Source organism: Vicinamibacterales bacterium (assembly GCA_041659285.1).
GTDB lineage: Bacteria > Acidobacteriota > Vicinamibacteria > Vicinamibacterales > UBA2999 > 12-FULL-67-14b.
This window is the reverse complement of record JBAZYO010000002.1, coordinates 177,457-189,230: the sequence shown is the minus strand read 5'-3', so window position 1 is coordinate 189,230 and position 11,774 is coordinate 177,457. Positions and strand designations below refer to the sequence as shown.

13 protein-coding genes are annotated in these 11,774 nt (G+C 66.2%); 10 read left to right on the top strand and 3 right to left on the bottom strand.

Translation table 11 applies throughout. The annotated features are described in order from the left end of the window. Positions 1-161: 161 nt before the first annotated feature. Entirely contained in the window at positions 162-2,000 is a 1,839-nt protein-coding gene (typA, locus tag WC815_03505) for a translational GTPase TypA (GenBank protein MFA5907824.1), read from the top strand. A gap of 40 nt (positions 2,001-2,040) precedes the next feature. Here the strand turns inward: typA and WC815_03500 are convergent, their stop codons facing one another. Continuing rightward, positions 2,041-2,526: a chemotaxis protein CheX gene (locus tag WC815_03500; GenBank protein ID MFA5907823.1), complete on the bottom strand. Its 486-nt coding sequence runs from the start codon at positions 2,524-2,526 to the stop codon at positions 2,041-2,043. A 25-nt stretch (positions 2,527-2,551) separates the two neighbouring features. Beyond that, entirely contained in the window at positions 2,552-2,917 is a 366-nt protein-coding gene (locus WC815_03495) for a response regulator (protein MFA5907822.1), read from the bottom strand. Positions 2,918-3,028: 111 nt separating this feature from the next. Between WC815_03495 and WC815_03490 the strand changes: the two genes are divergently transcribed. Beyond that, positions 3,029-3,745, top strand: coding sequence for a HAMP domain-containing sensor histidine kinase (locus tag WC815_03490; GenBank protein ID MFA5907821.1), 717 nt, complete (start codon positions 3,029-3,031; stop codon positions 3,743-3,745). Here the strand turns inward: WC815_03490 and WC815_03485 are convergent. Continuing rightward, positions 3,734-5,137, bottom strand: coding sequence for a sigma-54 dependent transcriptional regulator (locus WC815_03485; protein ID MFA5907820.1), 1,404 nt, complete (start codon positions 5,135-5,137; stop codon positions 3,734-3,736). The two genes, WC815_03490 and WC815_03485, sit on opposite strands and share 12 nt — an antisense overlap. Before the next feature lie 127 nt (positions 5,138-5,264). Between WC815_03485 and WC815_03480 the strand changes: the two genes are divergently transcribed. The 8 genes from WC815_03480 (at position 5,265) to WC815_03445 (ending at position 11,774) form a co-directional block, all read left to right on the top strand. Then, the gene (locus tag WC815_03480; GenBank protein ID MFA5907819.1) at positions 5,265-5,858 is read left to right on the top strand and encodes a response regulator; all 594 of its coding nucleotides are present in this window, start codon (positions 5,265-5,267) and stop codon (positions 5,856-5,858) included. 94 nt (positions 5,859-5,952) lie between these two features. Next, entirely contained in the window at positions 5,953-6,354 is a 402-nt protein-coding gene (gene flgB, locus WC815_03475) for a flagellar basal body rod protein FlgB (GenBank protein MFA5907818.1), read from the top strand. Between the two features lie 2 nt (positions 6,355-6,356). Next, entirely contained in the window at positions 6,357-6,785 is a 429-nt protein-coding gene (gene flgC, locus WC815_03470; GenBank protein MFA5907817.1) for a flagellar basal body rod protein FlgC, read from the top strand. 4 nt (positions 6,786-6,789) lie between these two features. Beyond that, positions 6,790-7,113, top strand: a complete 324-nt coding sequence (gene fliE, locus WC815_03465; protein ID MFA5907816.1) for a flagellar hook-basal body complex protein FliE — start codon at positions 6,790-6,792, stop codon at positions 7,111-7,113. A gap of 12 nt (positions 7,114-7,125) precedes the next feature. Then, positions 7,126-8,775: a flagellar basal-body MS-ring/collar protein FliF gene (gene fliF / locus WC815_03460; GenBank protein ID MFA5907815.1), complete on the top strand. Its 1,650-nt coding sequence runs from the start codon at positions 7,126-7,128 to the stop codon at positions 8,773-8,775. 6 nt (positions 8,776-8,781) lie between these two features. Continuing rightward, positions 8,782-9,798, top strand: coding sequence for a flagellar motor switch protein FliG (gene fliG / locus WC815_03455; protein ID MFA5907814.1), 1,017 nt, complete (start codon positions 8,782-8,784; stop codon positions 9,796-9,798). Between the two features lie 10 nt (positions 9,799-9,808). Next, positions 9,809-10,465 (top strand): FliH/SctL family protein, encoded by a 657-nt coding sequence (locus tag WC815_03450; GenBank protein MFA5907813.1) that lies wholly within the window; start codon positions 9,809-9,811, stop codon positions 10,463-10,465. Beyond that, entirely contained in the window at positions 10,455-11,774 is a 1,320-nt protein-coding gene (locus tag WC815_03445; GenBank protein MFA5907812.1) for a FliI/YscN family ATPase, read from the top strand. Before WC815_03450 ends, WC815_03445 begins: the two co-directional genes overlap by 11 nt.

Below are 11,774 nucleotides of genomic sequence, written 5' to 3'. Positions count from 1 at the left end.
GTCATGCCGGCCACATCCCATTCGGCGCGTTTGGCTCCAGAATCTACGGAGTTGACCAGCTCAACCAGGCACCCGCGGACGCCGCAGCGAGAGGCCGGCCCGAAAGCGCTGGCGGACCCGCGCCGGAGAGGCAGATCCCTGATCCCCTGTATACTGGTGAGATGCTTTCTACGCTGAAGACCGCTCCTGTAGCCAATCCTCTTCGTCGCAACGTCGCCATCATCGCGCACGTCGATCACGGCAAGACCACGCTTGTTGACGCCATGTTCCGCCAGGGCGGCGTCTTCCGGGCCAACGAACGCATTACCGAACGGGCGATGGACAGCAACGAGCTCGAACGCGAGCGCGGCATCACCATCCTGGCCAAGAACACCGCCGTCCACTACGGCGAGACGCTGATCAACATCATGGACACGCCCGGCCACGCCGACTTCGGCGGGGAAGTCGAGCGCGTGCTGTCGATGGCCGACGGCGTCGTGCTGCTGGTTGACGCGGCCGAAGGGCCGCTCCCGCAGACGCGCTTCGTGTTGCGCAAGGCCTTCGAACGCGGCCTGCCGCCGATTGTGGTCATCAACAAGATCGATCGCGCCGACGCGCGGTCGATGGAAGTCCTGAACGAGGTCTATGACCTGTTCATCGACCTCGACGCCACCGAAGAGCAGATCGAGTTCCCGGTGCTGTTCACGAGCGGTCGCGCCGGCACCGCCAGCACCAGCCTCGACGTGCCCGGGGAAGACCTGCGGCCGCTGTTCGAAGCCATCATTCACAACGTGCCGCCGCCGCGCGGCGACGTCAACGCGCCGCTCCAGATGCTGGTGTCGAACCTCGACTCCAGTGACTACCTGGGCCGCATCGCCATCGGGCGCATTTCCAACGGCAAGGTCCGCCTGAACAGCCCGGTGGTGATTTGCAAGCTCGATGGCAAATACAAGGAAACCAAGGTCACCAAGCTGTTTTCGTTCGAAGGCCTGAAGCGCGTCGAAATCGAAGAGGCGGCGGCCGGCGACATTGTCTGCCTGGCCGGCATCGACGACATCACCATCGGCGAGACCATCGCCGATCCGGACAATCCCAAGCCGATTCCGCCGGTGGCCGTGGACGAGCCGACGGTGTCGATGATCTTCGGCGTCAACACCTCGCCGATGGCGGGACGGGACGGCAACTACCTGACCTCGCGCCACCTCAAGGAGCGCCTCGAGAAGGAACTGCTCGGCAACGTCTCGATCAGGGTGGAGCCGACCGAGACGCCGGAGCAGTTCAAGGTGCTCGGCCGCGGCGAACTGCAACTGGCGATCCTGATCGAGATGATGCGCCGCGAAGGGTTCGAGATGCAGGTGTCGCGTCCCGAGATCGTCGTCAAGGAGATTGACGGCGTTCGCATGGAGCCGGTGGAGGAACTGGTCATCGACGTGGCCGAGGAGTTCCAGGGCGTGGTGATCGCCATGTGCGGCATCCGCAAGGGCACCATGACCAAGATGGTGAACAACGGCAGCGGCCGCGTGCGCCTCGAGTTCCGCATCCCGGCCCGCGGCCTGATCGGCTTCCGCTCGCAGTTCCTCACCGACACCAAGGGCACCGGCATCATCAATCACATCTTCGCCGGATGGGAGCCGTGGCACGGGCCGATCGCGGCGCGCGCCAACGGCACGCTGGTCTCCGACCGCACCGGCGTGGCCACCGCCTACGCGATTGCCAGCATGCAGGAGCGCGGCACCATCTTCATCGAGCCGACGACCCAGGTCTACGAAGGCATGCTGATCGGCGAGAACTCGCGCACCAACGACCTCGACGTCAACATCTGCCGCGAGAAGAAGCAGACCAACATGCGGTCGTCCGGCGCCGACGACGCCATTCGCCTGGTCCCGCCCCACCTGATGGGGCTGGAAGTCGCCGTCGAGTTCATCAACGACGACGAACTGGTGGAAGTGACGCCGAAGAGCATCCGCCTCCGCAAGCGCATCCTCCAGCAGAACCTGCGCCCGCGGAAGTCGGACGACTAGCCCGAACGGCAGTGGGAATCGGCCCGTCCGTGAGCCGGACTCAGGCGGGCCGCGTCCGGGCCGGTTCGTCACCGATCAGGATGAGGTCCACCGACACGCAGTGCCCTTCCATCTCGAACGCGCATTCAGCCCGGCGGACGGCGTGCGAGTACTTGGTCGTGAAATCCGAGCCGATCGTCACCATCGGCACGGCGATGTCCGAGGCCGGTTCCACGGCCGCCAGCTTGTTGCGGAACGTCCCGGCCACCATGTTGGCGACCTCGCCCATGGCGTCGGGCATTTCGCCGTTGACTGTCTCGCACGGCATCCCCAGCATCGCGCCGGTGATGTCGCGCGCGGCCGCCAGCGAGCTGTGAATCGACACCATGCCACGGCGGTGTCCCGCGAACGCGACCGAGGCGACGACGCCGGATTGCCGCGGGCCGGAGGCCGGCGGCACCCTGACGAGGGGCTTGAAAACCATGGTTTCGAACACTTCCTCGGTGGCGGTCACCAGGCTCGCAAGCAGTTGGGATGAGATTGTCATGACGGGTCTCTCGATGGGATGCGGATCACGCCCGGATGGCGCCTTCAATCTTGTCCCTGATGGTATCGGGCGTAAACGGCTTGACGACGTAGTTGTTGACGCCGGCCCGCAAGGCTTCTTTGATATCGTCTTCGGCGGCGTTGGTGGTCACCATCAGCACCGGCAGCTTCTTCGTGGCGTCGTTGGTGCGGATCGCCTTGACGAACTCAATGCCTCCCATCTCCGGCATGTTCCAGTCGGTGATGACGAGGTCGACCGGCGTGCTGGAGAGGCGGTCGATGCCTTCCCGGCCGTTTGCCGCCTCGTGACAGTCGGTGTGTCCCAGTTTGTTGAGCGTGTTGATGATGATGCGCCGCATCGTGCTCGAATCGTCGACAATCAAGAAACGCATGGTTACTCCGATAACTAGTTGAGAGGAACGTCCTCGCTGAATTGAATCGGCAGATGCATCGCCGGGTTGAATCCACGATTTCAGGGGCCAGCCGGCCGCCACGAGGCAACGATGTCGACAGCCCAACAACTCCCCTCGCCGCAGTGGCTTGAACGCGCGAATCGCCTGTCGCTGGTCGGGCGTGTCCTGACGGGAACCGTTCACGACGTCAACAACGCGCTCCAGGTCGTTGGCGGGAGCGCCGAGTTGTTGCAGGTGGGGTCGATCCAGTCCGAGGCGGCGGTGCGGCGGGTGGCCGCCATCGGTGTGCACAGCCAGCGCGCGACCGGATTACTCGCGGACCTGACCTCGTTCGTCAAGGAAGTCGAGAGCCCGGTGGCGGCCGTCGACCTCATCGACGTGGCGGAGTGTGCGCTCGTGCTGCGCCGCCACAGCCTCAACCGGCTGCAGCTGGCGCCGGTCATCGAAGGCGAACGTGTCAGGGTCGAGGCCTGTCGCCGGCGCGTCCTTCAGATTGTGCTGAACCTCATCATCAATGCCGAGCGGGCCTTGGCCGGCGTTCGCGGGGGCGCGCTGCGGTTGACCGTGGCGCACGACGACGGCTGTGGCTCGTTCACCGTCGCCGACAATGGTCCTGGGTTTCCCGCCGAGCAGGCCGAAGCCATCTTCGAAGCGCGGCTCTGGCGGGACGGGCCGGTCGACGATCTGGGCATCGGGCTGTGCGTGTCGCGATGGCTGGCTGGCCGCGATCACGGCACGCTGACGGCGGTCTCAACGCCGGCGGCCGGCGCCGCGTTCACGCTGAGACTGCCCGTGTCACGCTGCTGAGATACCGACCGTTCCGCCGAGCCGTTGCAGTTTGTCGATCAGCGTCGTCCGGCTCAGGTTGAGCAGCCGCGCCGCCTGGCGCTTGTTGCCGCCGGTCTTCTCGAGCCCGCGCAGGATGAGCTCGCGTTCGAGCTGGGTCATGATGGCGACGAAGTCGAGCCCCTCATCCGGAATGGTGACCGGCGTCAACATTGACGAACGGTCGGGGTTCCGCAGGTCCTCGGGCAGCATGGACGGAAGGAGCTCGCGTTCCGCTCCGCTCACCGCCACCGCGTGTTCGATCGCGTTTTCGAGTTGCCGAATGTTACCCGGCCACGGGTGGTCCATCAGCAGGCGGATGGCAGCCTGGCTGATCGAGCGTGCCGGAATGCCGTTGTGCTTGCATGACTTCGCCACGAAGTGTTGCGCCAGGAGCGCAATGTCCTCGCGTCGCGCCCGCAGCGGCGGCAACGTCACCGGCACCACATTGAGGCGGTAGAACAAGTCCTCGCGGAAGCTGCCGTCCTTGACCGCCTTGCGCAGGTCGACGTTGGCGGCCGCGATCAGCCGGATATCGAACTTGAACGGGCGCGACTCGCCAACCCGTTCGATCTCCCGTTCCTGCAGCGCCCGCAGCAGCTTGGCCTGCAGCGGCAGCGACATCGACGCGACCTCGTCGATGAAGAGGGTGCCCTTATGCGCCAGCTCGAAGCGTCCCACCCGGGAATTGACGGCGCCCGTGAACGCCCCTTTGACGTGGCCGAACAGTTCGGCCTCGACGAGACCCTCGGGAATGGCCGCGGCATTGAACGCGACGAAGTGCTGGTCGCGCCGCGGGCTGTTGTAGTGAATCGTCCGCGCGATGAGCTCCTTGCCAGTGCCGGTCTCACCCTGAATCAGGACCGTGCTGTTCATCGGCGCGATCAGTTCGAGCGATGCGAACACCTGCTGCATCGCCGCGCTTCGGCCGACGACATTGGCGAATCCGAAGCGGTCGTGCAGTTGCGCTCGCAATGCGGCGTTCTCGTGCTCGAGCCGCCGTTCGTTGATGCCCGTGTGGAGGACCTGAGCGAGCTGCACGAGTTGGAAGGGCTTGATCAAAAAGTCGATCGCGCCGCGCCTGATCGCCTTCACGGCCTCCTCCACGCCGCCCCATCCGGTGATGACCACCGCACGGAGTTCGGGGTAGCGGGCCAGGGCGGCGTCCAGGACGTCCATCCCGTCCGCGTCCGGCAGTCGCAGATCCACCACGAGCCCGTCGTAAGCAAAGCTCTCAAGGCGTGACGTCGCGTCGGCGGCATCAGTCGCCTGAGCGACGGCAAAACCTTTGGCCTCGAGCGACTCGGCGATTAATTGCCGGAGATCGGTTTCGTCTTCGACGACGAGAACGGTGGGCTGGAAGCGCTGTGACATAAGGTTTCGAGAGCCTCGAAGTTTACTTGTTCAGGCCACTGCACTTTTCTTGTGCAGCGCCGATTGTAGATCAGACACTGGATCGAGGCTGAGCTAGTCGCATGAGCAATCCGCATGAGCAACCCGTATGCCAACTGACGCCGCAAATCTGCCTTGGGAGGTCTTGGTCGTTGACGATGATGGCGGCATTATCGACCTTATCCTGTCGTATTTCAACGAGTTGCGGGTTCCGGTCACCGGGGCGAGCGACGGCCGGGCGGCGATTGCGACCTTACAACGGTCGAATGGGCGGTTCGGTCTCGTACTCACCGATCTGAGTTTGCCAGGCGCCGATGGCTTCGCTGTTCTTCAGGCGGCTCGCCACGCCAATCCGAACTGCTACGTGGTGATCATGACCGGTTACGCGTCCTTGGATTCCGCCGTGCAGGCGGTTCGCGTCGGCGCCTACGACTATCTGGCTAAACCATTCTCGATGGGTCAGTTAAGTGTCGTCCTCGGTCGCATCGCGGATCGAACGCAACTGGAAAGTGCGGCCCGAGATCAGCAGATCCCACCGGAGCCTAGGGCAAATGGCAGAAATAGAGACGCTGTCATCGTGGAGATGGCGCCAGCGGCGGTGACCACGCTGGATGAAATGAGAATGATTAGAATTGAGACCGCGCTGGCGAGGATCGAGACACGGCTCGATCAAGCGCTCCGATCACCGGTCCACCGTCTCTGACGTGTCGGCGCGCCGACACATCAGCTGGCTGCATTTCCCGCCCTGGTGAGCCGCGTCGGGTCCCTCGCAGATCAGGCATCAGTCTTGCTAGCTGATGGCCATCGTGAGCGACATTACTGACGGTGCCATCCTGACGGCTCTTCGCCGTCAAATGTCCGCGGCCGTTCAACGGCAGTCGGCCGCCGCGAGCAACCTCGCGAATCTTGAGACGCCTGGCTATCGAACGCGCGACGCGTCGTTCGCCGAAGCCTTGAACGCCGAGATCGGTTCCTTGTCCACAACGCATGCCGGCCACATGGGCGGCAGCACTGAGGCCGGCCGCGAGTCGACGCTGCAGGAAACGGAAGGCCTGGCGTCTCGACGCGACGGTAACAACGTCCAGTTGGATCGCGAACTGATCGCCCTGAACCGCGCGTCCGGCGATTTCAGTGCCGCCCAGACGGCCCTGGCCGCGAAGTTCCGACTGGTCCGCTACGCCATCAACGAGGGCCGGTAATCATGTCGACCCTCGGCAACGCCGTCGCGGCCGGTGCGTCCGCGCTCAACGCGCAGCGGGCTCGTATAGAAGTCGCGGTCTCGAACCTCGCCAACGCCGAGTCCACCCGCGGACCTGACGGGCAACCCTACCGCCGCCGCGAAGTCGTCCTGGCGGCCGCACCCGTGAATGCGTTCGAGGCCGCGCTCGGCGAGGCGGGGACGGCGGGCGTGGAGGTGGTCCAGGTGCTCGAAGACCAGGAACCCTTTCGCGTGCGCTACGAGCCGTCGCATCCGGATGCGGGCCCGGACGGGTATGTGTCGGTCCCGAACGTCGATGTGGCCGAGGAAATGGTTGACATGCTCGGCGCCGCGCGCGCCTATCAGGCCAATCTGATGGCGATCAACGTGATTCGCGACACCATTCAACGCTCGCTGGAACTCGGCCGATAACGCCATGGCGATAACCCCAATTGGCTCACGCCCGGCCGCGCTGTCGAGTGTCTCGCCCGCCGGTACTCCTGCGACGGGGGCGCCCGGGTCGTCCACCGGACCGGCGCCTTCGGGTGGGTTTGCCGATTCGCTGTCGGGTCTGCTCGCCGCGGTCGATGAATCGGCCGGGGCGGCCAATACCGCCATCGTCGACATGGTGCAGGGCAAGGGCGACGCCTACGAGGCGATGCTTTCCCTCCAGCGCGCGGAAACGACGCTCCAGCTCACCGTTCAGATTCGCAACAAGCTGGTGCAGGCGTATCAAGACGTCATGCGGATGCCCATCTAGCGCGCCACCACCGTGAATCCCGACCAGATACTCGCGCACCTCAAGCGCCTGTCCGGCACGCTGACCACCCGCCAGGTGACCACCCTGGCGGTGGTCTTCGTCGCCGTGGTCGCGTTGGTGGCCGGCTCGGCGTACTGGCTCAACGTGCCGACCTACACCCTGCTCTATTCGGGTCTCGATGCCGAATCAGCCGCCGCGGTCACCACCCGTCTGAAGGACGCCAAGGTGCCGTACCTGCTTGATGCCGGCGGCACGGCGGTCCGCGTGCCGGCCGAGCGAGCCGATGAACTGCGGCTCGACATGGCGTCGCAGGGACTCCCGACGACGGGTCGCATCGGGTTCGAGGTCTTCGATCGCACCGCGTTTGGCACCACGGAATTCCTCGAACAGGTGAATTTCCGCCGGGGGCTGGAGGGTGAGCTCGCCCGGACGATTTCCACGATCGCCGAGGTGGCGAGCGCGCGCGTCCACATCGCCCCCGCCAAAGATTCCCTGTTCACCGAGTCGGTCCAGCAGGCCAAGGCGTCGGTGGTGCTCAAGCTCCGCAGCAAGCGACCGCTGGCGCCGTCCACCGTCGCCGGCATCGCGGGCTTGGTGGCCAGCAGCGTCGAGTCGTTGCGGCCCGAGTCGGTGGTCATCATCGATACGTTTGGCCGGCCGTTGTCGCACACCGCCGAGCGCGACGAGGAGGCGGCCGCGGGCCTGCCGCTCGAGCGCCAGCAGCAATTGGAGCGCGACCTGTCGGCCAAGGTCGTCGCCCTGATCGAGCCGGTCGTTGGCGTCGGACACGTGCGGGCGAATGTGTCGGCGCGTTTGAACGGTAACAGCGAAGAGCAGACCGAAGAGCGGTGGGATCCAACCACGGTCGTCCGCAGCCGCCAGTCGAGTTCCGATACCGGAAGCACGCCTGGCGCGCTGGGCGTCTCGGGTGCCCGCGCCAATGCCGTGCCGGCGCTGAACCAGACGCCGCGCGGCGTGGCGGCGTCGCCGGTTCCGGTACTGGCCGGCCGGTCCACGGAAACGGTCAATTACGAAGTCAACAAACTGACACGGCACACCATCGCCCCCCGCGGACAGGTGGCGCGGCTGTCGGTGGCGGTCATCGTCGACGACGTGCGCCTGCCCGGCGACGGGCAGACGCCGGCGACCAGCAAACCGCGCAGCCCCCAGGACATCGAACGCATCCAGCGCCTGGTGGCCGCGGCCATCGGTCTGGACACGGAGCGCGGGGACCAGGTCACGGTGGAGAACATCGCGTTTGATGAAGCGCCGCTCGAGCTCGCTCCCGACGCCGGGGCGTGGTGGAAGGTGATTCCCCCGGCGGTCCTGGACAGCGGGCCGCAGATTCTGCGCCTGGTGGGCGTGCTGATGCTGGTGATCCTGGCCTTTACGATGGTGCTGCGGCCGATGGTGCGCGCGGCATTCCCGGCCGGCCGTGCCCACGCCAGCTTCGAGCTGGCTCCCGCGGCCCTGCAGGGGAGCCGCACCGTGGCAGACCTCGAAGGTGACATCGAAGCGCAACTCGACGCCGACCTCGCTCCCGCACGCGCCGAAACCCAGCGCCTGCCGGCGCTGACCAGACGCATTGCCAAGAAGGCCGACGAAGAACCCGAACTCATGGCCCGCCTGGTGCGGTCCCTGCTCGTGGATGAGGAGCGGTAGCCTCTCGTGACCGCCGCAGCCAAGCCGATCAGCGGCGCCCGCAAAGCCGCCATCGTAATGATGGCGCTGGGCGAGGAGACGTCATCGAAGCTGTTCAAGCACCTGCAGGAAGACGAAATCGAACGCATCGCCAAGGAAGTCGCGTCGCTCGGCAAGGTGGGGCCGGAGTTGGGGGAGCAGGTGCTCGGCGAGTTCCACCAGATGACCGCGGCGTCCGACTACATCTCGAGCGGCGGCGTGGAGCATGCCCGGCGTCTGTTGTCGAAGGCCATGGGGCCGGACATGTCGCGCCGCATTCTCGATCGCGTCATCCGCTCGGTGAACGTGTCGGCGGGGTTTCAGACGCTCGAGAAGGCCAATCCGCTGCAGCTGTCCAAATTCATTCTGGGCGAGCATCCGCAGACCATCGCGCTCATCCTGGCCCACCTCAACGCCACGTCCGCGGCCCAACTGGTGACGCAGCTCCCCGAGGAAATGCAGGCGGACGTGCTGATGCGAATGGCCAAGATCGAGGATATCCCGCCTGAGGTGATCAGCCGGATTTCCGGCGTGATCGATCAACGGCTCAAGTCGCTGGGCGGCCCGTCACGTGAGCAGCACGGCGGGGTGCGCGCCGTCGCCGAGTTGTTCAACCGGCTGGAGCGGGGCGTCAGCCAGCCCGCCCTCGAGCGAATCGAGGCGCATTCACAGGATCTGGCGGTCCAGATTCGGAACCTCATGTTCGTCTTCGAAGACCTCCTGGCCATCGAGGACGTGGGGATTCGTGAAATCGTCAATCGGGCCGACAAGAAGAGCCTGACGGTGGCCTTGAAAGGCGCCAGTGAGGACATTCGGCAGCGATTCTTCGGCAACATGTCGAAGCGGTCTGCCGATCTCCTGAAGGAGGAGATGGAAATCCTGGGCGCGGTTCGGCTGAGGGACGTGGAGAAAGCACAGCAGGACATTGTGGCCATCGCGCGCAAGCTCGAGGAGGAAGGCGTGATTACGACCGGCGCGGGAGCGGGCGAGCCCTATGTCGTCTAAGGCGCGACGGATGGCCCTTGGGGTCGAGACGCAGCCGTTTGACTGGTCCGACGGGCGGGCGGGCGGGCTGTCGACCCTGAGCGCGCCGCATGTCCTGACGACTGCGGCCATCACTCCGCCGACATCCGGGATCGACCTGGCCCTGGTCGAACGCGAAGCCTTTGCGCAGGGGTTTGCCCAGGGGGAACGGGCCGGCGTGGAAGCCGCGGCCGCGCGCACCGATCAGGTGCTGCGCCGGCTCGGGCAGACGATCGAGGAACTGACCGTTCTTCGCGTCGAGATTCTGCAGAAGACAGAACGCCAGGTCGTTCAGCTGGCGGTGGCCATGGCCAGGCGCATCGTCCATCGCGAGATCAGCCTCGATACCGACCTGGTTGCGGCCATGGCGCGGGTGGCGCTGGAGCGCATGGGTGAAGTCGCCAACGCCACGATCCGTCTGCATCCCGCTGACTACGCGGCGACGGCCGGTGCGAGCGGCCATGCCGCCACCGGCGCGGTGCAGGTGGTGGCCGATCCCGCCGTGCGCCGGGGTGGGTGTCTGGTGCGCTCGGACTTTGGCCTGATCGATGTCAGCGCGGACGCTCAGATTGCCGAGCTCGCGACGGCGCTCCTCGGTGCGCACCCGGAGGCGACGGCGTTGCAGCCGCAGGTGTCACTTGCCGGCTGATCCAGCCGCCATCAGTCTCGACGCTTACTTCGACCTGGTTCGGGACACCGAGCCCGCGCCCATGATGGGTCGGGTATCGCGCGTGGTCGGACTACTGGTGGAGTCGATCGGTCCGCAGGCCCGCATCGGCGAAGTGTGCGAGTTGCGCCGCAGGGGCGGCGCCGTCGTGCCGATGGAAATTGTCGGGTTTCGCGAGGGTCGCCTGCTCTCGGTGCCGCTGGGCGACACCGCCGGCATCTGTCCCGGCGACCGCATTGTCGCTCGCGGCGGCGTGCTCTCAATGCCGGCGGGCGAGGCGTTGCTCGGGCGCGTGATCGATGGTCTCGGCCAGCCGATCGACGGCAAGGGGCCGCTCCGCGCGCAGGCCCGGATGCCGCTGAAGCCGGCCGCGATGAATCCCCTGGCGCGCGATCCGATTTCGTCGCCGATCGGCACCGGCGTACGCGCCATCGACGGGTTGCTGACCTGTGGCCGCGGCCAGCGCGTCGGCCTGTTCGGCGGCAGCGGTGTCGGCAAGAGCACCCTGCTTGGCATGATGGCCCGTGGCACGCAAGCCGATGTCGTCGTTCTGGCGCTGGTCGGCGAGCGCGGACGCGAGGTGCGCAGTTTTCTCGAGCACGACCTGGGGCCGAGCGGGCTGTCGCGCGCGGTCGTCGTCGTGTCCACCTCGGACAGCCCGCCACTGGTGCGCCTCCGCGCCGCCTATGGCGCGACCGCCATCGCCGAACATTTTCGCGATCAGGGGAAGAACGTCCTCCTGATGATGGACTCGGTCACGCGGTTCGCCATGGCGCAGCGCGAAGTGGGTCTCGCCGCCGGCGAACCGCCGACCGCCAAGGGCTACCCGCCGTCGGTCTTCGCGTTGCTGCCGGGCCTGCTCGAACGCGCCGGCAACGTCCGCGGCAGCGGCAGCATCACCGCCATCTACTCCGTGCTCGTCGAAGGCGATGACACCAACGAGCCGATCGCCGATGCGGTCCGTGGCATCCTCGACGGTCACATCGTGCTCTCGCGCGATCTGGCCGCGCGCAACCACTATCCCGCCATCGACATCCTGGCGAGCATCAGCCGGACCATGCCCCAGGTGGCCGACGCCGAACACCGCGGCAAGGCGGGCCAGGTGCGCGAGTGGCTGGCGACGCTCCGCGATAGCGACGACCTGGTCAGTGTCGGCGCCTACGTGCGCGGCAGCAATGCGCGCATCGATACCGCGCTCGATCGACGCGAGGCCGTCTCGGCCTTCCTGTGTCAGCCCGCTGACACCAGCGACACGCTGCCCGACGCCATCGGCGCCCTGCGGTCGCTCTGA